At 61.7% G+C, this 26,303-nt stretch carries 22 protein-coding genes; 7 read left to right on the top strand and 15 right to left on the bottom strand.

What is annotated here, in order from left to right; translation table 11 throughout:
• Positions 1 to 84: 84 nt before the first annotated feature.
• On the top strand, positions 85 to 1,464 hold the full coding sequence (locus ONR57_RS14645; protein ID WP_265124247.1) for a DUF4262 domain-containing protein: 1,380 nt from the start codon (positions 85 to 87) through the stop codon (positions 1,462 to 1,464).
• On the opposite strand, the gene ONR57_RS14640 is transcribed toward ONR57_RS14645, so the two are convergent.
• From ONR57_RS14640 to ONR57_RS14615, 6 genes are all read right to left on the bottom strand, one after another.
• Positions 1,432 to 1,890: a DUF1707 domain-containing protein gene (locus ONR57_RS14640; protein WP_265124325.1), complete on the bottom strand. Its 459-nt coding sequence runs from the start codon at positions 1,888 to 1,890 to the stop codon at positions 1,432 to 1,434. The genes ONR57_RS14645 and ONR57_RS14640 overlap by 33 nt on opposite strands.
• Positions 1,891 to 1,892: 2 nt before the next feature.
• Positions 1,893 to 2,519 (bottom strand): PadR family transcriptional regulator, encoded by a 627-nt coding sequence (locus ONR57_RS14635; protein WP_265124246.1) that lies wholly within the window; start codon positions 2,517 to 2,519, stop codon positions 1,893 to 1,895.
• 151 nt (positions 2,520 to 2,670) lie between these two features.
• Positions 2,671 to 3,831 carry an acyl-CoA dehydrogenase gene (locus ONR57_RS14630; protein ID WP_265124245.1) on the bottom strand — a complete coding sequence of 387 codons (1,161 nt, stop codon included), beginning with the start codon at positions 3,829 to 3,831 and terminating at the stop codon, positions 2,671 to 2,673.
• A 2-nt stretch (positions 3,832 to 3,833) separates the two neighbouring features.
• Entirely contained in the window at positions 3,834 to 4,652 is an 819-nt protein-coding gene (gene phaZ / locus ONR57_RS14625; protein WP_265124244.1) for a poly(3-hydroxyalkanoate) depolymerase, read from the bottom strand.
• A complete protein-coding gene (locus ONR57_RS14620) occupies positions 4,649 to 6,352 on the bottom strand; it encodes an alpha/beta hydrolase (RefSeq protein WP_265124243.1) in 1,704 nt (567 codons plus the stop codon). Before ONR57_RS14620 ends, phaZ begins: the two co-directional genes overlap by 4 nt.
• A 39-nt stretch (positions 6,353 to 6,391) precedes the next feature.
• A complete protein-coding gene (locus ONR57_RS14615) occupies positions 6,392 to 7,885 on the bottom strand; it encodes a long-chain fatty acid--CoA ligase (RefSeq protein ID WP_265124242.1) in 1,494 nt (497 codons plus the stop codon).
• Positions 7,886 to 8,013: 128 nt separating this feature from the next.
• Between ONR57_RS14615 and ONR57_RS14610 the strand changes: the two genes are divergently transcribed.
• The gene (locus ONR57_RS14610) at positions 8,014 to 9,234 is read left to right on the top strand and encodes a CdaR family transcriptional regulator (protein ID WP_265124241.1); all 1,221 of its coding nucleotides are present in this window, start codon (positions 8,014 to 8,016) and stop codon (positions 9,232 to 9,234) included.
• Between the two features lie 499 nt (positions 9,235 to 9,733).
• On the opposite strand, the gene ONR57_RS14605 is transcribed toward ONR57_RS14610, so the two are convergent.
• The gene (locus ONR57_RS14605) at positions 9,734 to 10,600 is read right to left on the bottom strand and encodes a TetR family transcriptional regulator (RefSeq protein ID WP_265124240.1); all 867 of its coding nucleotides are present in this window, start codon (positions 10,598 to 10,600) and stop codon (positions 9,734 to 9,736) included.
• 251 nt (positions 10,601 to 10,851) lie between these two features.
• Between ONR57_RS14605 and ONR57_RS14600 the strand changes: the two genes are divergently transcribed.
• The 5 genes from ONR57_RS14600 (at position 10,852) to ONR57_RS14580 (ending at position 16,184) form a co-directional block, all read left to right on the top strand.
• Entirely contained in the window at positions 10,852 to 11,877 is a 1,026-nt protein-coding gene (locus ONR57_RS14600; protein WP_265124239.1) for a phosphotransferase family protein, read from the top strand.
• Complete coding sequence (locus tag ONR57_RS14595; protein WP_265124238.1) at positions 11,874 to 12,641, top strand: SDR family NAD(P)-dependent oxidoreductase; 768 nt, start codon at positions 11,874 to 11,876, stop codon at positions 12,639 to 12,641. The genes ONR57_RS14600 and ONR57_RS14595 overlap by 4 nt, the downstream gene beginning before the upstream one ends.
• Before the next feature lie 24 nt (positions 12,642 to 12,665).
• On the top strand, positions 12,666 to 13,871 hold the full coding sequence (locus ONR57_RS14590) for an acyl-CoA dehydrogenase family protein (protein ID WP_265124237.1): 1,206 nt from the start codon (positions 12,666 to 12,668) through the stop codon (positions 13,869 to 13,871).
• 607 nt (positions 13,872 to 14,478) lie between these two features.
• A complete protein-coding gene (hchA, locus tag ONR57_RS14585; RefSeq protein WP_265124236.1) occupies positions 14,479 to 15,342 on the top strand; it encodes a glyoxalase III HchA in 864 nt (287 codons plus the stop codon).
• A complete protein-coding gene (locus tag ONR57_RS14580; protein ID WP_265124235.1) occupies positions 15,339 to 16,184 on the top strand; it encodes an SDR family oxidoreductase in 846 nt (281 codons plus the stop codon). The genes hchA and ONR57_RS14580 overlap by 4 nt, the downstream gene beginning before the upstream one ends.
• Positions 16,185 to 16,294: 110 nt before the next feature.
• Here the strand turns inward: ONR57_RS14580 and ONR57_RS14575 are convergent, their stop codons facing one another.
• The 8 genes from ONR57_RS14575 to ONR57_RS14540 all read right to left on the bottom strand — a co-directional run bounded on the left by ONR57_RS14575 (position 16,295) and on the right by ONR57_RS14540 (position 26,260).
• The gene (locus ONR57_RS14575; protein WP_265124234.1) at positions 16,295 to 17,176 is read right to left on the bottom strand and encodes a helix-turn-helix domain-containing protein; all 882 of its coding nucleotides are present in this window, start codon (positions 17,174 to 17,176) and stop codon (positions 16,295 to 16,297) included.
• Between the two features lie 68 nt (positions 17,177 to 17,244).
• Complete coding sequence (locus tag ONR57_RS14570) at positions 17,245 to 17,979, bottom strand: alpha/beta fold hydrolase (RefSeq protein WP_265124233.1); 735 nt, start codon at positions 17,977 to 17,979, stop codon at positions 17,245 to 17,247.
• Between the two features lie 76 nt (positions 17,980 to 18,055).
• Entirely contained in the window at positions 18,056 to 19,021 is a 966-nt protein-coding gene (locus ONR57_RS14565; RefSeq protein ID WP_265124232.1) for an alpha/beta hydrolase, read from the bottom strand.
• A 43-nt stretch (positions 19,022 to 19,064) separates the two neighbouring features.
• Positions 19,065 to 20,696 (bottom strand): NAD(P)/FAD-dependent oxidoreductase, encoded by a 1,632-nt coding sequence (locus tag ONR57_RS14560; protein ID WP_265124231.1) that lies wholly within the window; start codon positions 20,694 to 20,696, stop codon positions 19,065 to 19,067.
• Between the two features lie 445 nt (positions 20,697 to 21,141).
• Positions 21,142 to 21,339: a hypothetical protein gene (locus ONR57_RS14555; protein WP_265124230.1), complete on the bottom strand. Its 198-nt coding sequence runs from the start codon at positions 21,337 to 21,339 to the stop codon at positions 21,142 to 21,144.
• Between the two features lie 93 nt (positions 21,340 to 21,432).
• The gene (locus tag ONR57_RS14550) at positions 21,433 to 22,821 is read right to left on the bottom strand and encodes a solute carrier family 23 protein (RefSeq protein ID WP_265124229.1); all 1,389 of its coding nucleotides are present in this window, start codon (positions 22,819 to 22,821) and stop codon (positions 21,433 to 21,435) included.
• Positions 22,822 to 23,109: 288 nt separating this feature from the next.
• Complete coding sequence (locus ONR57_RS14545; RefSeq protein WP_265124228.1) at positions 23,110 to 24,975, bottom strand: GMC family oxidoreductase; 1,866 nt, start codon at positions 24,973 to 24,975, stop codon at positions 23,110 to 23,112.
• Positions 24,968 to 26,260: a CdaR family transcriptional regulator gene (locus ONR57_RS14540; protein WP_265124227.1), complete on the bottom strand. Its 1,293-nt coding sequence runs from the start codon at positions 26,258 to 26,260 to the stop codon at positions 24,968 to 24,970. Before ONR57_RS14540 ends, ONR57_RS14545 begins: the two co-directional genes overlap by 8 nt.
• Positions 26,261 to 26,303: the final 43 nt, after the last annotated feature.

The following is a 26,303-nucleotide window of genomic DNA, read 5'->3' as shown; positions in this document are numbered from 1 at the left end:
GACCCCCATAGTCGGTTTCGTCCGGGCCTCGGCAATTGTCGTACGGTTCCGCTACTCTTCGGCATACAACGAGGAGGGGAACACATGTTCGAAGATTCGGGTTGTGGGGGCGTTGAGAATGAAGTTTGCTGGGCTGTGCAGTATGTGTATGACCCCGACCGCCATGACGGGGCATTCGCGTATACGGTCGGGCTGGCACAGTCTGGGCATCCTGAACTGTTTATGCGCGCGGCTCCAGAACAGGAGCCATGCGAAGCGCCATGGTATTTCAGTGCGAGGGACTGTACGGCACAGCTCAACCGCTTCGCGCGGAGCTTGATCGAGGGCAAACTCGTTGTAGGCCAACCCATCAGCGAGAGTTTCGACGCGGGTGCAACCACAGTGGTGTTCACGCCCGGCGCGCCGGTAGACCCGTACGAGGTCGAGGCGTATGGCGTCGATCCCGGAAGCTGGGTCATCCCGTTCGAGGCGACCCTTGTCAGCGCTGCTCCGTCTCCGCTTGCGGATCTCCCACGAAGCGAATTGCCACGGTGGCGCGGCGAAGTGGCGTGCGTACTGTCGGCGGTGCCCCCGAACCGCCGCAGCATCATGAGCGTTCGCAGGCCGGAAAAGCGCGACTCGTTCTCGCACACTGGTGAATTCGGGCCAATGACGCCCCTGGTTCGCGCCTACGCCTATGCCGTAGCCAAGGCCTCGCCGGAAGAACTGGCTGCACTGCTCATCGCAAGCATCGACGCGGACACCTGCTTTGGGCCGAAGCTGGTGCTGGGGGTGTCCTACACACAAGCGCGGTTGGTGAGCCGGATGCCCGCCGCGTGGAACGCCGAGCACCTGGCGAATCAATTAGTGGGCGCACTCCACGAACGCCCGCGTTTGTGGCAGCGAACTCTCAAGCGAGCCGGCCTGTTCGATGACCCAACGACATGGCACGGGGCATCGAGGCAGCTGACGCAAGCTATCTCAGCCATGTTGGTCGCAGCAACCGTGGCCGATCGGCTTGACGACGATACGACGCTCGCGGCGTTTGGCCCGTGGAATGCGGCGGCGGGGAGGCCCTTATTCATCACAGACGACCGATGGCGTGCCCCAGCACATGTGATCAGCGTGGTGAGGGATCTCGTTGAGCGCATCGATGCCGAATCTGCGCACCTTCTGCTGAAGGCCTGGGACAGTCAGTGTGAGTCCGCGACGGTCGCACTGCTCAGGGGCCTCGCCGTGACCGGTCGTCGCGCGTGCCCGCCCCCGCACCTGCTAGTGGAAGACTCGTACCTGGCTACACTCGCAGCTTCCGGACCAGTCATGGCGGAGCCAATCAACGATCTGCTGTGCTGCTTGACGGCCGTGCTGTGTGAACGAGCGCGCCTCACTACTCAGCAAGTCCGCGAGTTTGCCGCCCCACTCGCCGATGCGCTCCCTGGCCTGGAGGAGGTACTAAACGCGCCCATATTGGCTGAATCTGCATAAGCCCAGGTGGTGCGCTCCTGTCGGCAGGCCACGAAGCGTCGGTGAGGCACGCCGCTGCCTGCGCAGCGGGTGCCCTGTGTGGAACGAACCGAGAAGCCACAGCATAAGAAGCGCGAGCAGAAGCCACGGCGCCGCGTTCGCGAGAATGACAACGAGTGCGATGGCAATCGGCACGGCCGGGAAGAGTGAGCGTCTCGGCCGTTGCCGTCCTCGCGACTGGGAGCGGGGAGCGGCGGCCAACCCCTGCGGCGGGGGCAAATCGCTGAAGAGGTCCGCAAGATCAGCGCTGTATTGTGCCGCCCACGCGCGCCCTGCCCGTTCGTCGAATTCCTCGAGCGAAATGCGCCCGGCCGCAAGATGCACCCCAAGCGCAGAAACTGCGGATTCCCGTTCAGCGTCACCGACCCGCAGCGCAACCTCGGTCATCGTCACGCCTCCCCGGTCGCATCATCTCCGTCGGCGAGGATGCCGTAAAGCTTCCGCCTCGTGTCGGCCAGCACTTGGCGCGCACGAGCCTGCTGGTCCGGCGTCCCCGTAGCCAGCACCTGCCAAAGCGCCGCGGCTGTCTGGCCGATCAGCGGCTGCAACTTGAGATCGTCACCTCCGGCAGCAGACGATGACATCGCCTCAAACGGCGCACCGACCTCGCTGGAGTTAGTCTCGACATACTCCTCACCTTCTGCAGTCAGTCGATACACTTTTCGGCCACCGTCCTCCTTGGCGACGACCAGCCCTTCGTCCTCGAGTTGCTGAAGTGTTGGGTACACCGAGCCGGGACTGGGTTTCCACATGCCGCCGCTACGGTCGGCAATCTCCTGAATGATTTGATAGCCGTTCAACGGCTGATCAGCCAGGACAGCGAGAATCGCGGCCCGAACATCGCCGCGCCGTGCCTTTGGCCCGCGAGCCCATGGCGGGGCTCCCCACGATCCGTGGCCCCGGCCCGGCTCGCCCCACGAGCGGTGCCCACCGCCGAACATAAACCACGGTCCGAAACCTTGCGGTCCACAATGCCGACCATGCATCGCCATCACCTCGACCAGATACTCAACCAATCGCGATACTTTAACGATAGGTCGCGATCGGTCCCGGAGCAATACCCCCGTCGCCCCAAATCCATCTGCGGAAGTCATCTGCAACTGCCAAAAATCGGCCGTTTCCGTTGACCTCCGTAGATGGATTCGCGGGTGGGGGCGACGAAGCCGCCTAGCGCAGGAGCGAGCGTGCCATGACGACGCGCTGGATCTGGTTGGTGCCTTCGTAGATTTGGGTGATCTTGGCGTCGCGCATCATCCGTTCGACGGGGAAGTCCCGGGTGTAGCCAGCGCCGCCGAACAATTGCACCGCGTCGGTTGTCACGTCCATCGCTACGTCGGATGCGAAGCATTTCGCCGCACTCGCGATGAAAGCCAGCCCTTTCTCGCCCCGTTCGGCACGGGCAGCCGAGTGGTACACCATCAAACGGGCGGCTTCGAGCTTCATCGCCATGTCGGCGAGCATGAACTGCACACCCTGGAAACCGCTGATCGGCGTCCCAAACTGCTTACGATCCTTCACATATGCGAGCGCCGCGTCCAGCGCGCCCTGAGCAATTCCCACCGCCTGCGCACCAATCGTCGGGCGCGTGTGGTCGAGGGTTTCCAGCGCGGTTTTGAAACCGGTACCCGGTTCGCCGATGATCCGGTCGCCGGGGATGCGGCAGTTCTCAAAGTACAGTTCCGCGGTCGGCGAGCCCTTGATGCCGAGCTTCTTTTCCTTCGGACCGACGATGAACCCGTCATCGTCTTTGTGCACCATAAACGCCGAGATTCCGTTGGCACCTTTGTCCGCATCCGTCACCGCCATCACGGTGTACCAGCTGGATTTGCCGCCGTTAGTGATCCAGCACTTCGAACCATTCAGAATCCAGTCATCACCGTCAGCCTTGGCGCGGGTGCGCATGGACGCTGGATCTGAGCCGGCTTCGCGCTCGGATAGCGCATACGACGCCATCGCTTCACCGGACGCGATTGATGGCAGCACCTGTTTCTTCAATTCTTCGCTTCCGTTGAGGATCAGCCCCATGGTGCCCAGCTTGTTCACGCCGGGTATCAGCGATGATGATGCGCACACGCGCGCCACCTCTTCGACGACGATGCATGCTGCGACTGAATCGGCGCCTTGCCCGTCATACTCGTCTGGCACATGCACCGCGTTAAAGCCCGATGCCGTCAAGGCCTTGAGCGCTTCTTCGGGGTACCGCTCGTGCTCGTCAACATCTCCCGCATACGGGGCAATTTCCTTCTCGCAGAGTGAACGGATCGCGGAGCGGAGCTCGTCGTGTTCTTCGCGGAGCGTGAAGAGGTCAAAGTTGAGGTCGCCTGCCATGGTCAGTGCCTTTCGTGATTAAGGAAGGTCTCTATGCGCGAACCGATGTCGTCGCTGCGCAGGAGGGGATCGATGTGTCCTCCGGGAAACACGGAGAGTTCTGCGTGCGGCAGCAAGCGCCGCATTGTCCGTGCGTTGACGAGTGGAATGATGGGGTCGTCATCCCCGGCAAGGACGAGGACCGGCTGCCGAATCAAGGGCAAGAACGGGAGGCTGGTCCAGCCGGCACCAGCGAGAAGCTGATAGGCGTAGCCGCGGCGGCTCGCACGGGTTTCGACCGTGCCGAACACTTCGCGCACCCCGTCGAGGTCCCGCCGGGCTGCTCCGCCGTAAATCACCGGCGCAACCTGCGCCGCATAGTCAGGGTCGCGGTAGCGGCGCGGAGTTGACATGTGCCACAGCACTTTTGGTCTCGCGGGAACCATCAGCATGCCAGTTGCCGTGCACATCAGTATCACCCGAGCACAGCGGTGCGGAAACTGAAACGCCAACTGCTGTGCGAGCGCGCCGCCCCATGAGTATCCGAGGACATCAAAACGGGGATACCCCAGTCGGGTGAGCATCCGCGCAATAGTGAGCGCGAGGATGGGAAACGTGTACGGGAGGCGGGGGGCGGGCGAGAGCCCCGCCCCGGGCACGTCGAAACTGACTACCGTGCGCCGCGAATCGAGCCCTGCTACCAGTGGGTCGAAGGTCTCCAAGCTTGCACCGATGCCGTTGCACAGCACGAGCGGCGGGTCTTGGTGCGCATCGTCAGCTGAACGGACCTCGACTCGGATTTGCTGCCCGCACACGGTTACCCAGTTGCCGCGTACGCTCATGACTCGAAGACGTATTGGCCGGGTGCACGGACCGTTGCCGGGTACTGGTCCGATCCGAGGACGCGTGGAGCGGGCACGGTCCCCTCGCTGCGGTCGGCGAGCCACGTGGCGTAGTCCGGCCACCATGAGCCGCGTACCTTTTCGCTGCCGTCGAGCCAATCCTCTGCCGTCGCACGCATCTCGGAGTTGACGCGGAAGGACGCCTTGGGGTTGCTGGGCGGATTGACCATACAGGCGATATGTCCACTAGTGGACAGGATGAAGCGGGTGTCACCACCAAGCAGTCGTGCGCTGCGGTACGACGCCTGCCACGGGCTGATGTGGTCGGCGACCCCTGCGACAACGTACGAGTCCGCCTTCACTGCGGACAGGTCGATGCCAGTGCCCAGCAGCGATGCGGCACCTGGCTTAGTCAGTCTGTTGTCGAGAAATAGTTCAATGAAGTCGCGGTGCAGTGCGGCGGTCATCCGGGTGGTGTCTGCGTTCCAGAACAGCACGTCAAACGCCGCTGGATCCTTGCCCTGGAGGTAGTTGTTGACCCAGTAGCTCCAGACCAGGTCATTCGGGCGCATCCACGCGAACATTTCCGCCAGCGCACCGCCGTCGAGGTAGCCCTTGGACTCGGAGTACTTGATGGCCGCCTTCGCGGACGCTTTACTGGTTAATGCTGCCTGCAGGCCCGCTCGAGACTGATCGAGCACATTGACCCCGAGGCTCAGGCTGGCGATGCGGTCGCCTTGCCCGGTCGCGGCCAAATGCGCGGCAACCATCGAGAGGAGCGCGCCTCCAGAGCAGAGCCCCAATGTGTGTGCCTTTTCCGTGCCCGTGATCTCATGGACGGCGGCGAGCGCCTGGAGCACAGCCTTGGCGTACTCGTCGATGCCCCAGTCGCGCTGTTCCGCGGTGGGATTAAACCATGACAGGATGAAGACCTGCTGTCCCTGCGAGACAAGGTATTCGACGAGACTGCGGCCCGGCGCAAGGTCGACGACGTAGTACTTGTTGATAAGTGGCGGCACGATCAACAGCGGCAGTGTGCCCACCTCGTCGGTGACTGGACGGTACTGGATCAACTCGAAGCTGGGTGTTGTCAAAACAACACTGCCGTCGGTGGCTGCGATGTTGACGCCGACCGTGAAGCCTGACGTATCTACCATCGCTGGCACGCGCGGTGCTTTCGCGAAATCCCGCAGAAAGTTCCGCACGCCACGAAGCGCGCTCAGTCCGCCCGTGTCGATCAGCGCTTTGAGCGACAGGGGGTTGATGCCGGGTAGGTTGCTCGGTGCGGCGGCATCGAGGAGGTTCTCGAGAGCGAACTCGATTCGTTCGCGATCACGCCAGTCCAGTTCGAGTTCGCTGACAACGCTGCGTGCGGATTTGTCAACCGCGAGGTATCCCTGGAGGATGGCTCGGAGCCAGGGGTTCGATGACCAGGCCGGATCGCTGAATCGGCGGTCGCGCTTGTCGGGGGTGATACCGGACCTCCCGGTGCCGGCGCGGGCGAGTTCCCGGACGAGGCTTACCGCTTCATCCGCGATGACGCTGGGCTTCTCGACGATCGCCGCACCGAGTTTCACGGTGGAAGCGCCGGGGATAAAGCGCCGCCATTGCCCACGGGCCGCGCTCGTGAGCAGCATGTCAATGGGAGCTGAGGCCTCGGCGAGGGTCTCGTCAATTCTTTGTGTGCTGATGGTGACCATGTGTGGATCCTTGGAAGTCTCTGAATGTCCCGATATGTTTCAGCGTGCGCTGGCGGGCGGCTGCACCTCGCGGCGCAAGATTTTCCCGGTAGGCCCCTTGGGCAGTTCGTCGAGCACCCACACCTGGCGCGGATACTTGTACGCGGCGAGACGGGCTTTCACAAATTCGCTAATTTCCGCGGTGTCGACTGTTGCCCCTGGGCGTACGGCGATTGCGGCACCGACCTCTTCCCCGAGCGCTGCATGCGGAATTCCGATCACAGCCGCCTCGACGACATCAGGGTGCTCGTACAGCACCTCTTCGACCTCGCGCGGGTAGACGTTGTAGCCGCCGCGGATGATGAGCGACTTCTTGCGGTCGACGATGTAGAAGTACCCATCATCGTCTTGCTTGCCGATGTCGCCGGTGCGGAACCAGCCGTCGATGAATGCCTCGGCGGTCGCCGTGGGGCGGCCGAGGTAGCCTTTCATCACGTTTTCGCCTCGTACGCAGATCTCACCGAGTTCGCCGGGCGGGAGCGTCGCACCGTCGTCATTGATAACGCGCATTTCCACACCGTCGAGCGGGAGTCCGACGGAGCCGATCTTCCGCTCTCCCTCCGGTGGGTTGAAGCAGCACACCGGTGACGTTTCGGAAAGTCCGTATCCTTCGATGATCACCGCGCGGAACTTGCCTTCGAACGACGTGAGCGTGTCGAGAGGGAGGGCTGCACCGCCAGAGCAGCACAGACGCAGTGTCGACGCGTCGGCATCCGCACTGCCTGGCGCCTCGATCATCGCCGAGTACATCGTCGGCACGCCAGCGAACACCGTCACCTTCTCCTTCTGGATCGACTGAAGTGCGAGATCGCCAGTGAAGCGGGGGAGCAGCACGAGTGTCGCACCGCTGAACAGCGTGCAGTTCATCGATACGGTCTGACCGAACGTGTGGAAGAGCGGCAGGCATCCGAGAACCACGTCGTTCGCGGAAAGTTTCAGCCAGTCCCGCGCGAATCGATCAGCGTTGCGGCGCAGGTTGAAGTGCGTGAGTTCCGCGCCTTTAGGATGCCCGGTCGTGCCGGAGGTGTAGAGGATGACGGCCGTGTCGTCCTCGGCGCGGTCAGCAACGCCGGCGAGCGGCGGGGCCGAAATATCCGAAAGGAAAGACTCATCAACCTTTACAACACCGGCGTGGGCCTCGAGAGCCCCAGCCTCGGCTTCCGCTGCAACGGCGTGCCATGCGAACACCAGCTTCGCACCGGAATCACCCAGATAATATGCGATTTCACGGTTCTTCAGCAGCGGGTTCATCGGAACGGCGACCCCGCCAGCAAGGAGAACTCCGTAATAGAGCGCAGGGAAGGCCGCAACGTTGGGAACCATGATCCCCACGGTGTCGCCTGGCTTGATACCACGCTGAACTAGCAGACCCGCTACGCGCCGGGCCGCGGCTTCGAGCTTCGAGTAAGTCAGTGTCTCGTCGTCAAGCCGGATAGCCGTGGCCCCCGGTGTGGCGTTTGCGGCAGCAAGGAAAGATGTTGCGAGGTTGCTCATGTGCGCGGGCTCCATTCTTGCGGAATCTGACAGCGCACAATGTTGGCCGAAATGCGACACACGCCATAGAGGAGGAAAAACAATGTTGGTGTTACTCGGTAACACCACGTACAGGGAGGACACTGCTCATGCCGGATGAGAGGGAAGGGGAGCGCCTTGCCCGTACTATCGACGAAGCATCGCCGGACATTGCGCGCGCCGCTGCGAACCGTGTATTTGAGGAAGTCCCGAGTTACGGCGCGAGCCCGGCGAAGGACGAACTGCGTGGTGATATCACAGCGCACTGCATGCATGTGTTCAGGCTCTTCACCAGTTCGCTCGCTGAGAACCGAAAGCCGCAGCAAGATGAGTTTGGCTTTACAGTGGATCAGGCGATGCGCCGTGTCACCCAAGCAATTTCGCTGCCGGACTTCTTGCGCGCCTTTCGAGTCGCCCAAATTACGTTGTGGGAATCGATCAGGGATCTGCTTGAGCACGACGTGAGCCTCAGACTCGCGGCATTCGATGCGATGGGGCACATGATGGACGTCATCGAAATAGGTACGACCGCGGCAGCGGAAGCGTATTTGGAGGCTGAACGGTTTCTCATCGCGGATGCTGCGCGCGCCACTCGCGATCTGGTTGAAGACCTGCTCGCCGGCAATCAGCCGAAGACGGGGCCGCGCCGGGCCGCGCTAAAGACGGCTGGACTCTCCGCCAGCGGGGGGTTCGCGATACTGGTTGGTCGGGTCGTGAATTTCACCGGCGAGCGGAACACGTTGGTGCGGGTCATGGGTCGCGCCGCGGCCAACTACCCGGGTGGACTACTCACTATGCGCCGCAACGAGATTATCGGGGTATTGCCTCTTCAGTTGTCCCGCGGGACAAAGGATGTTCTCTCTCAACTGTCTATCGTGATCGAAGAATTGCGCTCACACTGCGTGGAGTTATCTTTGGGGCTCAGCACTGCGCAGTCTGGGCTTGGCGCAGCACCTCAGGGCTACGAGGAAGCGAAGCTGGCGCTGCGGTACTTGCGTGGAAGGCCGGGAATGCAGGCGCTTGAGCATCTGACCGCTTTCGACTACCTGATTTCGCGCGGTGACGAGGTGGCGTGGGGGCTGATTCCGGAGCGCGTGCGCCGATTCATTGACGAGGACTTAGCGGGTGACCGAGTGTATATCGACACGCTCAACGCATACGTTGCGGCGGATCTCAATGCGAAGGCTGCTGCGGAAGCGCTTTTCGTGCACAGCAACACCGCATACCACCGGTTGGACCGGATATCGGAACGGACTGGACTAGACCTGCGCGGCTTCCGCACTGTCCTTGATTTGCTCGTTGCTATCAAGCTGCGGATTGCGCAGTCCTGACGTATGCAGGGTGAACGGCCCCCATTGTTGGGGTTGGCGGAGCCCCACCACTGAAGCAGACGATGTCCTAATCTCGGGTAGCACCGAGTTGACGTGCTGAAAGATCGGAGACCTAACGAAGATCGTTTCACCGGCCAGTTGCAGACTTATACAGGGCGAACCATCGGTACTACGGGCGGGCCAGCGGTGACGCAAGACCTGATAAACAGCTTTGCCCACGTGAGGCGCGGCCGGTCAGTGGATGCACACCGATCCATAGCGCGCAGCCGAGGATCCGTTTGGGCCACGATCGCGCACGGAGTCCCTGGCGCTTTCGCTGATTCCTTGGGTACTCAAGCGAAGTACTGGTTTTCGAGCGGTGCGCAGCGGCACTGAATTACCGCCTCCCCGGGTTCGCCGGGGCCACGAAACACCGGTGTGCGTTACGGAAGCAGTTTCGGTAAGCCTGATCTGCGGTGCGCACAAGCGCCGCCATGTGAGACGTCCGCATCGCGAACTCTCATGGAGTGCGCATTATCGCGACCGCATATGCAGCGTACTGCGCTGCGATCTGGCCTGCTGGCATTGGCCCATCCGAGCGATACCACTGTGCCAGTGAGGTGCACATCGTTGAGATCGCCCTGGTGGCGTTTTGCGGATTCCGGGACCAGAACTCTCCTGCGGCGATCGCGGTCAGCGCTTCCTCCTCTAGAAGGTGCTGGATGTATGCACGCATCTGCGTGATGCGGCCGAGATCGGGCGGGTGCAGGCTGCGCATCTCGCTCGCACCGATGAACGCGAGGTCTCTCCGTTCTGCGTGAAAGAGCGCGAGGGCCTCAACAATCCTCGCGAATCGGTCCGACGGCTTCACCCCTGCCTCAGCACGTGCCGCGTCAACCCGCCATTGAAGGTCCTCCATAGTCAGGTCGAGGATCGTGACGAGCAAGGCTTGTTTGCTGGGGTAGTGGTGGTAGACGCCAGGTACGCTCATGCCCGCGGCATCGGCGATTTTGCGAACAGTCGCGCCGTGATAGCCCAAACGAACGAACGCCGAGGTCGCCCCTGCGAGGACGGGATCGAACTCAAGAGGTGCGAACTGTCGCCAGGCACGTGATCTGGCGCGTGGAATGACGCCTCTCGAGCTTCCTGAATCGACCTCTCTTCCTGCTTGTTCTTGGAGAATGGCGGGCGCGGTTGTGGCTAAGGCCTCGGCTATGTCGTGCAGGCGCGCGACAGTGACTCTGGATTTGTCGTTCTCGATGGCGCTGAGCGCAGCCGGACTTATCCCGATTTGGCGTGCGAGTTGACGCAGCGAGATTCCTGCACGCCGCCGGACCGTCGCGATCTGTGCTCCAATCGGTGTGATACGTGCATTGTGTTCAGGCACATCAAACAATCTAGGGCTTCTCCAGGTTGATCTTCCGATCCCCGTCGACAGTTGTACTGTTCTCTAATCTTTGTTCGGCTCAGCAAAACGAATTGTTGTTGACTCACAGAGATTGCTTCACTGTATTGACCTGGATATACAGCTAGCCGAATCATCGTCCTCGAGACCAAAGACCGATCGATCGATCGGTCGTACCGTTAGCCGCTGCGGGCCGCAGCCATGGACTCGAGAGGACACTCGTGGATCACGCTATGACTAGATTGCTCCAGCCCGACCGGCTCGCCAGAGTCTTATCCCAAGCGACAGGAGACGACGAATGGCGGTCCTTTAGCGCCGAATTGATTGCCGGAGGGAAGTCGAATCTGACATTCGCGCTCGCTTCAAACGCCGGTCATCTTGTGCTGCGCAGACCACCCGAGGGCGATCTGCTTCCAAGCGCGCACGACATGGAACGCGAAGTGCGTGTACAACGGGCTCTCGTGGGCACGAAAGTGCCGGTCGCACGCATTCTTTTTGCAGACCTCGGTGGCGAAACGCTGGGCGTCCCCTTCTATGTGATGGAGAGGGTTGACGGACATGTCATCCGTGATTCAGTGCCTGCGGGCTACGCGGACGGAGCGGATGACCGACACAAGATGGCCGACGCGCTCGTCGACGTTCTCGCTGAGCTTCACACCATCGAGCCATCGAGGGTTGGGCTGGAGAAGTTTGGCAGGGCGGATCGCTTCCTCGCCCGCCAGGTGCGCCGCTGGACTGCGCAGTCCGAAAAGACCCGGAGAATCGATCAGCCGGAACTCGACGCGCTCGCAGCGGCACTTGCGGCTGGGCTCCCCGAGAGTTCGACTGCGGCGATTGTTCATGGTGACTACCGGCTCGACAACTGCCTGATGCACCCGCATGATCCGGGGAGGGTTGCTGCGGTGCTCGATTGGGAGCTGTCGACCCTCGGTGATCCGCTCGCGGACCTTGGACTCCTACTCTTCTACTGGCCGCACCGCGGCGAAGCGCAAATCCCGCTCGTACCGACCGTCTCGTCGCAGAACGGGTTCCCGCCACGGTCATATCTCCTCGACCGTTATGCGGCCGCGACGGGCGCCGACGTCAGCGCCGTGCCGTTTTATGAAGCCTTCGCGCGCTTCAAATTTGCGGTGATCATTCAGGGCGTCACAGCTCGTTCGGAAGCCGGGACGATGGGCGGCCAGCATTTCGGCAACTTCGACGCTGATGTCGTCCGTCTCGCCAAAGAAGGCCTAACCAAACTGGAGGAACTGCGATGAGGTCGATCATTGACCGGTTCCGGCTCGATGGAAAAGTTGCTGTCATCACCGGGGCGAGTTCTGGACTCGGTGCGGGGTTCGCCCGCGCGCTCGCCGGTGCCGGCGCATCAGTCGTCCTCGGGGCGCGACGCGAAGACGCGCTGGCCTCGCTCGCAAGTGAAATCGGCGAGGCTGGCGGCAAGGTGGCATACCGCCGGGTCGACGTCACTGATCCGAACGAGTGTGACGACCTGGCGGCAGCTGCCATCGAGCAGTTCGGGCGTCTCGATGTGTTGGTCAACAACGCGGGTGTCGGTACCGCAGTGCCCGCACTGCGTGAGGAGCCCGGGGAGTTCCTTAAGGTAATCGATGTTAACCTCCTGGGCGCCTACTGGATGGCGCAAGCGTGTGCGAAGCGTATGCAGCCAGGTGCAAGCATCGTCAACATCGCCAGCATCCTTGGCCTCATCAAGTCCTACGCGCCCCAGGCGGCGTACGCGGCCAGCAAAGCTGGCGTTATCGGGTTGACACGGGATCTGTCCCAGCAATGGTCCGGCCGCCGGGGAATTCGCGTGAACGCGATTGCCCCAGGCTACTTCGCCAGCGAAATGACAGCAGAGATACCAAACGATGTGCTGGCCGCCTTCATCGATCAGCACTCAACACTGAAGCGGCTTGGCCAGCAGCATGAACTCGACGCAGCGGTCGTGTTCTTCGCCTCGGATGCCTCCTCGTACGTGACCGGCACAACACTAGCTGTCGACGGCGGCGTGTCGGGTCACTAAACCATGTAGATCGGAGAACTTGTAATGGATTTTGCCAAGTCGCCTCGTACCGAGGAACTATCCGCGCGCATGTGGGAGTTCATGCGTGAACACATATTTCCGGCAGAAGCTGAGTACCAGCAATGGCGCTCGGAACATGGGGCGCACGAACGGCCGCCGGTCCTTGACCGCCTCAAGGAAGAAGCGCAGCGGCGCGGGCTCTGGAACCTGTTTCTTCCCGACGTCTCAGGCCTGTCCAACACGGAATATGCCGCAATCGCTGAGATCTCTGGGTGGTCCCCGGTCATCGCGCCGGAAGCCATCAACTGTGCCGCGCCGGATACCGGGAACATGGAGACTCTGCACATGTTCGGCACCGACGAACAGAAGGCTCAGTGGCTCGAGCCTCTTCTCGCCGGGGAGATCCGCTCCGCGTTTGCGATGACAGAACCGGCGGTTGCGAGTTCGGATGCACGTAATATCACCACATCAATCGTCCGTGACGGGGACGAATACATTATTAACGGCCGTAAATGGTGGATCACTGGGGTAGCTGACGACGGCTGCAAGGTTTTCATCGTGATGGGAAAGACGGACCCTGCCGCGGCGCCGCATCGGCAACAGTCCATGGTCCTTGTGCCGCGTGACACCCCAGGGGTGCAGATCGTCCGTCATCTGCCGATCTTCGGATACCAGGACCAGCATGGTCACTCGGAGATCGTGCTCGAGAACGTTCGGGTACCCGCAGCGAATATCCTTGCAGCGGAGGGCGACGGATTCATGATCGCCCAGGCCCGCCTAGGGCCGGGGCGCATTCACCATGCCATGCGCGCTATCGGCATGGCAGAGCGCGCGTTGTCGCTGATGATCGATCGTGCGCAGAACCGCGAAGCTTTCGGCGGACTGCTTGCCGAGCAAGGTGTTGTCCGCGACCTGATCGCTCAGTCACGCATCGAGATCAACCAGGCACGCCTGCTTGTCCTGCACACGGCGTGGTTGATCGACGAGTACGGGGCAAAGGGCGCGGCGACCGAAATCGCGGCAATCAAGGTGGCCGCGCCCAGCATGGCGACGAAAGTCATCGATAGGGCGATCGAGGTGTTCGGTGGCGCAGGGGTCAGCGACGACTTCCCGCTCGCGTATTTCTACAGCTGGGCGCGTGTTCTTCGGATCGTCGACGGGCCGGACGCAGTTCACCGGCGGTCAATCGCACGTGAGGAGCTGCGCCGCGAACGGCCCTACACCGGATAGGCTCGCAGGAAAGCGTCCAGCATCCGCTCTCCCTGTGGCGCAGTAGGCTTCGCCATGCTGGAGAGATCTCGCCATCCTGTCACGCGCTGTTTCGTTGTCCGACAACATGTTCGGGTCATCGAACACAGGCTGGCTCGCACGAGAGGCGTTTACTTACGAGGTGACCCTTCTGGGGCAGTGGACGGCGACCTTCAGCCCGCCGAGGAACACCGAGGGCCGCGGATTTGGGCGTCTCTCTTTCCAGCGATCCCTGGCAGATCCAGACGCAGGGTCCTCGTCTCCGCACGGCCTGGGCCGATGAGGATCCACGCGCCGACTGGTGCCGCAAGGCACGTTGCTGCCCTTGGCTCCCGATACCTCGAGCCCTCGACAGTCACGCCGGACCTCGAGGCCGATCTTCGCCAGGGCACTGTAACGCCGAAAGTGCGCGCCGTAGCCGGCGTGAACGGTTCTAGCCGTCAGCTGGTGTCTTCGCTCCCACCCCATGGTGGGGTGACTCGGCCACAAAGCTCCGCCGAACGGTTTGTGAGCGAACCACTTGGGTAGATCGCCGACGACCAGTGAAATAGGGGACGCCCATTGCCGAGACATACGGAGGACTGTTGAGATGGCATCGAAGGAACCGACCCCGGACCGCGCTGAGAAGAACGCCTACTTCCCCTCGGCTTACTCGCTCGGCGAGTACGTGCCGCCGCGCACTGACTACGACGGAGCCGAGCACGAGCGGACGAGCGCTGCCCGGCGCAAGGTCCTGCTGATCGGCGCCGACGAGCGGTACCTGCCCGTTCAGGACGGCCGTCTGTTCTCGACCGGCAACCACCCGGTCGAGACCCTGCTCCCCGTTCTGCACCTGGAGGCCGCAGGTTATGACGTCGAGGTTGCCACGTCGTCAGGCAACCCGGTGAAGTATGAGTTCTGGGCCTTTCCCGCCGAGGATGAAGCGGTTCGGGGAATCTACGAACGTCTGCGACCCAAGACCGAGAATCCCAAGAAGCTCTCCACAGTCATCGCGAACGAACTCGGCCCGGACTCTGACTACGCAGCGGTGTTCGTGCCGGGTGGACACGGCGCCATGATCAACATGGCTGACGACCCCGACATCGGGGCAGTGCTGACATGGGCGCTCGACAGTGACCGGGTAGTAATTTCGCTGTGTCACGGTCCCGCCGCGTTCCTCGCAGCCCGCGACCGCGATGGAAACAACCGGTTTGCCGGGTACAGCGTCTGTGCCTTCCCCGATGCGCTCGACGAGGGCGCTAATGTGGACATCGGCTATCTGCCCGCGCGCATGACCTGGTTGCTCTCGAAGACCCTGCGCGAACGCGGGATCACCGTGGTGAACGATGACATGACGGGCGGAGTCCATCGGGACCGACTGGTGGTGACGGGGGACAGCCCTCTTGCAGCCAACGCTCTCGGCAAGCTCGCTGTCGACGTTCTCGCTGAGGCCGCGGCAGGGTCATTGCGGTGAGCGGGGAACGGCGGGTCTGGTTCGTCACCGGAGCGTCCAAAGGCATCGGCCTGGAGACTGTCCGCGCCGCGCTCGAAGTCGGCGACCGGGTCGTCGCCACGTCGCGACGGCCTGGCGACTTCGCGGGCAAGATCCAGAAGACGGATGACTTCCTGGCAGTGGAGATGACCATCCCTGAAAGCGTCTCCATCCGGCATGCCGTTGATCAGGCACTGGACCGGTTCGGGCGGATCGACGTCCTCGTGAACAACGCCGGCTACTCGCTGTTGGGATCGGTCGAGGAACTCAGCGACGAAGCGGTGCGCCGCAACTTCGACGTCAACGTGATGGGCGTGCTCGCCGTCCAGCGCGCGGTCCTTCCTGTCATGCGTGAACAACGCAAGGGTCACGTCATCAATCTCGCATCGATCTCGGCCTCGGTCACGGGGCCCGCCACCGGCATCTACTCCGCGACGAAGGCGGCGGTGTTGATGCTGACTGAGGCGTTGGCCGCTGAGCTTGCCGTTTTCGGGGTCCATGCCACCGCGGTGTGTCCAGGAGGAGTGCGCACCGACTTCCTCGATCCCAGTTCCTCACAGGGTGCCGAGGAGGCAACGCGGTCTGCCTATCCTCAGGTCCGCAGGGCCATGGCTGGTTACGGCCGCCTCAACCACAACCAAGGCGGAGATCCGAGACTGGTGGCTGAGGCGTTCGTGCAGCTCACCCGGATGCCGGATCCTCCTTCACGACTGTACCTGGGGACCGACGCGCTCCAGGCGCTGAGGTTCAAGGTTGAGGACGTCATCGATCAAGCGAACTCCCACATCGCTCTGAGCCAGTCGATCGACGGTGAGCGGGGCTGATCGATGGCGAGCAGTGGCCGTCGCTCTCGTCGTGGACCTCGATCGCCTCGTCGACGGTGCACGGGACGTCGACGGCGGGCTCGGTCATTCTACCGCTCGTCGGAGACGCGTCAGGAGATGCGCTCCTTTGCGCGGTACTCAGTGGGAGCAACTCCCAGCCGCTTCTTGAACACGCGGGTCAGATGGCTTTGATCGGCGAAGCCGCTCTGGTGCGCGATCTCAGTGACTGTCAGTGCGGTACGACGCAGCATCTGCGCCGCCCGGGTGACACGCTGACGAAGCACCCACTCGTGCACGGAGGTTCCTGTCGAGATCCTGAACTGTCTCGAGAAGTGGTACCTGCTCAGCATCACTGTCCGCGCGAGTTCGTCAATGCCGACGTTCCGGTCCAGGTGTGCGGCCACGTAGTCCTGCACAGTCGCGAGTTGGTGAGGCGAGAGTCCGCGATGACTGTGCGCGGGGGCGAAGGTGATGCCTGCGTGGTACCGAAGCAGTTGGACGTGGAGCTGCAGGGTGAGCGCGTCAACGACCAGACGGGTCCCGGTCCGCAGATCGCGAGCCTCCTGCTCGAGAGCAGCGACTAGATTGAACAACACGGGGTCGTTGGCAGCGACCGAATCCGCGAGTTCGACGCCGGCGATCTCCCGATCAAAGGCGTCCCGGGCCGTCTGTTCCAGAGCGGGCGCCTGGACATAGGCGTGCACGACATCGATGTGGCTGGGCCACTCCCACTGCGTGAACTCACCCGCCGTCAGAAGTGAGACCGCTCCGGGGCGAAGGGTTTCCTCGGTCCACGCTCCGGTAGAGCGCCGACGCATCAGCGTCGAACCGCGACGATAAGTGATGACGACATGATCCTTGATCGCTGGCACGTCGACGACGTGTGCGGGATAGGAGTACGCACGCAAGGCAGGACCCGTCCACTGCTCGGCCGGCTCGCGAAGGGTGAGAGCGCCCCTCACCCAGTTGGGAACGTCATCCACGTCGATCACGCCGCGATACCCCTCTCCTCGACCCGGCACCGTACTGGACGCGCCGGGGGCTGGAAGCCAGAACGTGGTCATGAACGGTTGAAGGCATGTTCCCACGCGCTTACCGACTGCTCAGGCTGCTCGAGCATCGGGTAGTGCCCAGCGCCCGAGATGACCCCGATCGACGAGTTCACCAGATGTCGGTCTGTGACACCGAGGTACTCAGCGGTCACGAGACCGTCGTGCTCGCCGATGAAGAGGTGCGTCGGCCCCTCGTAGTCCTCAAGTCCCCTGGCGACATCCGCCGCCGTCCAGTTCCTCAGGTAAGCAGACCAGGTTTGCTGTCCCGCCGACTGGTGGCACCGAGCAACGATGTTGGCGAGCTGTCGTCGGGACAGGTTCGGCGCAAGGGGCCCCAGAAGCGGTTCGGGGTCGGCGAACCCGGCGTCGAACGCGTCGTAGGTCTTCTCGGGCAGGGGTGTGCCTTCGGCAGCGACCGGTGTGAGGGCCACCACGCTCTCGACGCGGTCCGGGATCATCGCGCCCATGCGGAGCGCGGTCGCTCCGCCCATCGAGTGTCCGAGGACACAGAACACATCCCACCCGAGCTCGTCCGCGGCAGCAACGCCGAACTGCGCCATCTCGTTGATGGATTGTGCCGGGGGCATGGCGGAGTTGGCCCCGTATCCAGGGAAGTCCACGTATGCGTAGGTGAAGTCGGTCAGGTCGGTCACAGATCGCGTCATTGACCAGACCGCACTGTCGAGCGCCCATCCGTGCAGTACGAGAACACGGCGCTTTCCCGCGCCTTCAACGTAGGCCATCGCAGGAATAAAACCTTCTTTCGTTCGGAGATGGTTGAGAAGCGGCGACCACCGAGTTGAACGGCGTCAAGCGACTCTAGTGACCCAGCCAGGCGCGAGGCTCCCACCCGGATCGAAAGGCTGCTCGCAGATTTGCGGCAGCGTCATCCAGGGCTTTTTTTCCTACCGGCATGGCTTCGGCCAGCGCGACGAAGGCGTGGATCTGGCCTTCGTACACTTTGATTGTCACCTGGACCCCCAAAGCGGCAAGCTTGCCGGCGTACGCCAGTGCGTCGTCTCTCGTCGGGTCACACTCCGCGAGGATGACGTGGGCAGGGGGCAGCCCGCTGAGGTCGGGCGCTGCCAAGGGAGAAACGCGCCAGTTGTCCCGATGGTCGTGGCCGTCGAGGTAATGACCGAAGAACCACGTCATCATGTCGGCGGTGAGGAAGTAGTCAGATGCGAAGTCTCTGTAGGACTGTGCATCGGTTCGCTGGGTGACGACCGGATACATAAGCAACTGGTGAATGAGTGGAGGGCCAGGAAGCTCACGTGAAGCGAGAGCAACGACGGCAGCGAGATTGCCTCCCGCGCTGTCACCTCCGATCGCCAATCGTTCGGGATCGATGTTCAACGATGCTGCGTTAGCGTCGACCCAGAGCCGAGTGGCGACACCTTGGTCGACGGCTACGGGGTATCCCGCCTCGGGGGCCAACGAGTAGCCAACGGAGACAACAACGGCATGACTGCTCTCGGCGAGATAGGAACATGTGCCGTCACTGCTGTCCAGACTGCCGAGCGTCCAGCCGCCACCGTGGAAGTACAGAAGTGCCGGAAATGGGCCGGAACCGCTCGGGGTATAGATGCGCAGCGGCACTTCGCCCGTAACCAGCTGCACGGTCCGGTCTTCCACTTGCACCGCCGGGCGACGAGAGAGGCCGTGGGCACTGACCGCCGCGGCGAAGGCTTCTCGGGCCGCAGTGACGGGGAGTTCGTTGAGGGCGGGCAAGCCAGTCTCCGAGAGGCTGCGCAGCCACTGGTGAACTCGCGGATCGAGGCTCATGTGGGTGTTCCTTTTGGTAGGCAGGATGATGTTCTGGATCGAGTCATCGGCAGAGCTGGAGCAAAGAGGTGCCGTTTACCTCGGGAGTCGACTCGTCGCATAGGCGCCGGTACGCGGGGAACCCGCCAGTCCACGACATGACCAAGCGACTTTCGCCGCGATGGCCGGGGGTGTCTCGTGTCCACCACGACGCCGTGCGTGGGATGAGCGTTGAGTTCGCTATCGCCGCGTGGGTGGAGAAGAACTCTTCCTCTGCGGCCTCGCTGGGCTCGATGGTCTCGTAACCTTCCGCGCTCAAGAAGACAATCCATTTGCGAATCCACTCTGCTTGCTGCTCGATCAGCGACGGTCCGTTGGTGAAGGGCGCAGGGTTATAGGCACCGCAGTACAACGTGAACATGTTGGGGAAGCGTGCGCTCATGAGCCCGAGGTAGTTCCTGGGACGGTCCCTCCACCGCTCCCGGAGTGCCACGCCGTCCCTGCCACGGATGTCGATTGCATTCAGGGCCCCGGTGTAGGACTCGAATCCGGTTGCGAAGACGATGACATCGACCTCGATTTCCTGACCGCCGTCAAGATGGATTGAGGTCTCGGTGATGCGGTCGATGGGATGATCCTTGATATTGATGACGCTGACGTTCTCCCGGTTGAGGGAGGCGTAATAGCCGTGGTCCAGAGGCGGACGCTTAGTGAGCCAGGGGTCAGTCGGCGTCACTGTCGCCGCGGTCTCCGGGTCCTTGACGAGACTCTTGATCTTCTCTCGCAGGAACTGCATCACGGTCTCATTCGCGTCGGTGCTGGCTAGGACGTCGGCGAAGACAAACAGGAATCCAAAGCCGCCCCGCGCCCACGCCTTCTCCAACACGGCCTGACGGGTTTCCGGGTCGGTTTCGAGCGCCGTGCCCTTGAAGTCGTAAGGAAAGGATCCAAACGTTTCTCGTGCGTACCGAAGGATGTCGACGATGTCTCGCTTGCCGCCGTCGATATCCGTGTTGGTGAGAACGTGGTTCCGTCCGGGCACGATGTGATAGGGGCTTCGGATGAGATGCGTCACCGAAGCTGCTCGTCTCGCAACTTCCGGGACGATCTGGACTCCGGTGGCTCCGTTGCCGACCACAACCACCCTCTTCCCGTTGAAATCGATTCCCTCGCGCGGAAATCTCGCGGAATGGCACCACATGCCCGTGAACTCGTCCAAACCATCCAGCGAGGGGATATTTGGCTCTGACAGAGCGCCAACAGCCGGGATGAAGAAGCGGGCAGTCGTGGTGGTTCCGGACTCGGTCGTGAGAACCCAGCGGCCGCCGCTTTCGTCGAAGACAGCCGATGCGAGACGGGTGTTGAAGTCGATGTGCTGCCGAAGGTCGAGCTTCTCAGTGACCCAGTTGAAGTAATGCTCGATCTCTGCTTGCGTCGAGTACCGCTCGCGCCAGCGCCACTGACCGATCAGGTCAGGGTCGAACCATTCCGAGAAGGCGTAAATCATGCTGTCGGAGTCAGTTCGCGCGCCTGGGTATCGATTCCAGTGCCAGGCGCCGCCGACGCCGTCGCCGGCCTCGAAGACGCGCACCGAGAACCCTTGGTCGGTGAGTTGCTTCAGCATGTAAAGGCCGGAGAATCCCGCACCGACCACGACGGCGTCGAGGTCGGTCGAGGGCGACGGTGTGATACCCATGAAGAGTCCTTTGCATTGAGCGGCGAGACCGGCGGCGCAGCGGCGCTCCGTGGTCTCGGGTGTCCGGTCGGCTGTGGCGAAGCCAGAGTTGCGAAGCCAGCTAGGTGCTCGCTCGGAGTACGTACGACGCTAGACGTGACGCCGGTCGCAGATGATGAACATTTGTGCCCAATAACGTGGACAAACGTGCCCATCAGGTGGCCGGAAGCGGACCATCTAGGTCAAGTGACGGCCGGGGGATGCCACCGTCGACGCGTCCGGAAGACGATGCCCGGGGGAGTGCCTCCCACTCGAGTTGACGAGCGCGCCGATCCCTCAATGCGGTTCTGCGGATCTTGCCCCTCTCCGTCCTCGGAAGATCGTCGCGGAACTGGATTTCGCAGGGGACCTTGTAGGCCGCCAAGCGGTTTCCGGTGGAAAACATCTTCCCGTTCTTCATGAGCATTTAGCGTTCTTCGGTCGCGATTACCGGCACCTTCCAGCGACTACCGTCGTACGTTGGCGCATCAATTGTGGTGCCGTCGAAGTCCGTCTTGGCGGACGTGTACTGGCCCAACGACCATGACGACGGGAAGAAGGCGTTCTCCTCAGCCGGGTCTGCAGTTGGATTCTTGCTTGATGCACTGGTGCTATTTACCACCATCTGCGCCTTCATTCCTTCGTTGGGGCTGGCACGCTTCGTGTGGCCACTGCATCATCCCGGTTCACTCCGGACCACGGCTTCAAGGTGTCATACCTAGCTGTGCTGTTCGGTCGCTTCGGCTGGCGTCCGCGCTGAAGGCGGCTCTCGGCGTACGAGGCTCGTCCGCTCGAGCACGACGTGGAGAAGAAGGCCGATAGCGATTCCCCAGGCCGCTCCTTGCGCGGCGAGGACAACACCGGTAATTCCTGCCACCGCGTACTGCTCAGCATTGCTGATCTGCTGCATGCCGACGACCAGGCACAAGTATCCTGTGATCAGCAGGGTCAGCGACAGTGCAATCGGAAGCACCGGCTGGAAGAGTGTCACGAGCGGAAGAGTGAACATCGCTGCGAAACCAACTATGTAGAACGTGCCGACGCCGCCGTACACAGACTCCATCGCTTTGCGTCCGAACTCATAGCGGGTGGCGACACTTGCGGCAAGTGCGGTGAAGATCGGACCAGCCTGGCCAGGCAACGGAATGAAGGCAGCGTGCAGAAGGTTGCGAATGCCGGTGACAACATGGACACGGTCTGCGTCGATCTCGATGTGCTCGTCAGGGCGCGCCTTGTCAGCACGTTCGAGAACTGCTGCACCCACAATGAGGTCGCCGTAGGCGATGATGTACGAAATTACTGCGATGGGGATCGCAGCGATGAACATGTCGAGTGTTGGCCACCCAATTGTGAATGGCAGAATCTGCCAAAGCTCAGAGAAGGCAGGCTGAGTGATGCCCCACTCGATCGAAGGCAGCGGGTACTCGCCAACCACCCAGCCGACACCTATCGCAGCGAGCAGTCCGGGTACGAGTCCATAAGTTGCAATGAGCATGGCGAATCTGCTGTGAGCACACAGCCTCCTGAAGAAGAGAGAGAACATCGTAATCGTGACGACGAGGGCCCCCACGCCGATCGAAAGCGGTGTCGCCATAAAGCGTCCACCCTCTTCGATCTCGCCCGCGATGGCGGCAATACCTGCGCCTAGAAGGATGCCGCCTTTCACGGAGGCTGGGATACATCGCACAAGTTTGCCTGCGAGTCGGGAGATACCGAGAAACAGGAAGATGACCGTCACCACGATGTGCAAGGCAACGAGTGCCTTGATCGCCTCAGGACCTGGCTCGTAAGCGCTCAAATAGATCAGAACGAGCGGGATGGCGGGCGTGATCCACCCTGCAGCGAGCGGAACTCCGAGCAGGGTCGGCAACAGAAACGTACCCATAAAGAGAATGCATATGGTCAGCGCAACCTCAAATGAAAGACCCAGGTACTGCTGCAACAAGGGGATCATCGCTAGACCAACGACAAACATGACCAGCGCTTGAATAGCTTCCGCAAGTTCAAGAGGATAATGGACAAGGGGAAGCCGGATTTTGAAGTACCCCAGACTCCAGTAGGGCTGTTCCTGGCCTTCCTTCCGCTTGAGAAGGTAAGACGTTCGCATAGAGGGCCTCTCGACGATTTTTTGGCATGACGAATAACGCGAGCGCGAAGCACTGTTTCCGGTGAGAGCAGTTGAATTTCCCACTCATGGGTTCAGGGGCTTCCGAGGACGCGGATCAGCCGTTTGGAGAACGTGGTGCTACCGGGAACTCGCAGTGATGGAATCGCGCTTACATCGGCCCAGTGTGATGGAATGCACACGCCTTGGGTATGTGGTGGTCCACAAGGTCTAGCGCGGCTTCTGTTGCGCGATCATAAACACGACCCTGTGGGCGTGCGACGATCACAACTAGTTAGCCGAACCACCCACGGCCTTCGTTGGCGGGTACTCGCTGAGTAGCTGATCCGAAGCCTTTTCAGCGATCATGTAGACGCTCGTTGCGATGAAAAATCCGGGTATGCGCGGGAATGCACACGCATCGACAACTCTCAGATTTGCTACGCCACGGACGCGGAATCGGGAATCCAGAACCGCCATTGGGTCGTCGTCCGGGCCAATTCGTGCGGTGCATGACGCGTGATGACCCCACGCTTGGTCCCGAACGTAGCGGCGGAGGTCGTCGACGAACGTGACGTCGTCACCCGGAAGAATCTCTGTTTGAACTGTGGCGCCAAGTCGCTCCGCTAGCGAACGGGCGAACTGGATTCCTTCGACCACAGCATCGAGATCCTCGCCAGTGGGGTCGTTACCCTCGTCGAAATAATGAAAGTCGATGAGTGGAGTGTCGCGTGGATCGGTTGACCGCAAGCGAACCTCGCCGGCTGTGTTTGCTGTGTGAGCTTTCAGGATCACCCAGCTAACCACATTGTGATCCCTACGGAAGTCCTCGGAGTAATTTGGGTAGTAGCCGCGAAAGAAAACGGGAAGAGAGAAAACAAAGAGGTCAGGATCAGACTGTGCGACTGAGGACCGCTTAATGTATGCGGCGAGCGTTCCATTGGTGGTGAAAGGCCCATCGCGCTGATCTCGCCACTCGGTAAAAAGCGCATCTGGCTCTTCGCCCGGCTGAGGTGCATCGAGCTGCGATCCAGCGAATATCGGATACTCGCGGTACAGGCGGTTGACAACGGTCACTTCGTACCTGTCCTGCAGATTCTTACCGACGCCAGGCGAATCGATGAGGACCTCGAGACCGTGGCGCTCCAGTTCCTCACGTGGCCCGATCCCCGAAAGCATAAGCAGCTGTGGGGTATTGAATGCTCCGGCACTGAGCACAACTTCATGTCGCGCCCTAGCGATCTTTAGCGGTGGGAGATCGCCCTGCAGCGCGCGGGGGTCCGCCCGGTACAGGCTTGTCCCGGTCAAGTATTCGACACCCGTCGCACGTCCATCCTCGATCAGCACCTTGCTGACAAGCGAATTGAGACGAACCACTAACCGGCCTGAGGACTGAGCGGCGGCGCTCAGCACACGTTCGCGGGCCCCATTTCGTGTGCCTTCGCGAACAGCCACTGGGATGAACACCATGCCATCTCCAGTCGCTTGAACGAAGCGCCAGTCATTCGGGTCATAAGGTGGCTCCAGTCCCCTCCCGCTGTGGTCAACGGCTTTCCGCGAGGACTGTTCCATAGTGTCGATGATGTCCAGGAACATCTGCTCACGCCCACCCACTGCCGGGTTCGCGCGCGTTACGCCGAGCCAGCCGTGGTATCCATGCCGTGCGGGATCGGGCACTTCCGGTGGCGTCTCGGCATAGCCGCGCTGAGGGTCCCGCCAGCTCTCGAGCCTTTCAAAGAGAGGCCGCATCCGCGCGGCCCGCCAGGACTCGTCACCGGTGAGTTCTGCAATTTCATCCCAATCACTGTTATGCGGATATACCGTGATCATCGCGGAAATTGCGGTGCTGCCCCCGAGAGTGCCGCCGCGTGGGTAGAGGACACCGTCTCGCTCAGCCGTGAACTTTGGGTCGCGCGCCTGCTGCTCTCTATCGCTGTAGTGACGCACAAAATAATCCCAGCGCATGTCAGCGTCTTCGCTGGCCTGGGAATGGAAGATCGGGGCGTCGTAGTAGACGCACTGGTGGTCGTCGCCCGCTTCCAGCAGTAATACGTGATGACCGGCTAGAGCGAGATTCGCGGCTAGCGGACCTCCGCCGGCGCCGGACCCTACGATGATGAAATCGAATGATTCACCAGGTGCGTCGCCACTACTCATCCCTACGAACCTCCTGGGGCGACACGCTACTGGATACCGCCGGTCCACATAGCGGAGTTTGAGCGAGCATTTTTGGCGTGAGCAACTTGACCGCGACGAGGAGGTCGAGCACCGACAGGAAGTTCCGGATGTCTTCGCCTGTGCGCTCAGCAATTCGCTCAATACGGTAATAGACCGTATTGCTGTGCACGTAGAGGACTTCGGCCGCCGCCTTTGCATTGAGGTTAGCCGCGATATAGGCGAGGAGTGTTTCGATGTAGACGCCTCCGGAGGCGGCATCTTCCTCGACAAAGCGACGGACGCGTGGTGAAACGAGCCGCTGTGCAGTGGGATCAGGCGCTGCGAGCAGATAGTCAAACGGGGAAAGCCGGTCGAGGTACTGCACGCCTGGTTTGCCGCGCCGCGCTACTCGTGCGACCTGTGCTTCTCGGTATGCCTCTGGCGCTGCCTCCAATTTGCTGTTAACCATACTCAGCCCAGCCGTTAGAGCGATACCGCGCTCGCGAAGCACGGTGACCATTCGCTGCATTGTTCCCTCCATGCTGTCGATGTTGGGACCTGAGACAGGCAGAATTCCGATGATTTCGTCTTGCCTCATCGTCAGCAAGCCCCGATTTGCCGAAGATAATCGGCCGAGTGCTTGTGTGAGGTCGCGTGGTGCAGAGGGAGTTGCAAGGGCGAGACCCGACATCACAACGAAGGGCGAACCCGATGACAGCCCGGCTGTGTGCAGGGCAGCTAGGTGCGGTCCCCGCGTGGGCGGGTTGCCGCCGAGCAGCGCCTCAACCACGTCGCGGGTTGCGCGGGTAGCATCCGCGATTATGTACCGCTCGGCCTCGGCGTAAGCAGTAGCAGCGGTTGTTGCGCCCGTCTCAAGGACCTGCAGCATGCCGACGACTGCTTTCGCCGACGCGTCCTTGAGGGCGGGTTCCGTGTCGGCGATAGCTTGCACCGACTCCCATAGCGTGATTTGCGAGATGCGGAAAGCCCGGAGAAAATCTGCAAGCGGGATCGACTGGGCAACCCGGTTCATCGCGTACATCGAGGTGACTGAATAGTCAGCTGTGTCGGGTGTGACGCTGCTCCGCAGATTCTCAATAAAGATCTCGAAAACTGCTCGGCAATGCGCGGAGACTTCCGCACGGAGTGAGGGAGCTGGGTTATCACGGTAGCTCGCCACTTCCTTGATTACCCGATCCGCCGATTTATTGGCGATCTCTTGGACTGATTCCTGGATCAGATCGGCCAGGCGCTGTTTGTGATTCGAGGAGACGTCATCCGTCACAGTGTGGATCCTCAGCATCGATTCTGCGAACTACGGTAGCTCG

It is taken from the genome of Hoyosella sp. YIM 151337 (assembly GCF_026041215.1).
In the GTDB taxonomy this organism is placed as follows: Bacteria; Actinomycetota; Actinomycetes; order Mycobacteriales; family Mycobacteriaceae; genus Hoyosella.
The sequence above is the reverse complement of the archived record's forward strand: the minus strand, read 5'-3'. Positions and strand labels throughout refer to the sequence as shown.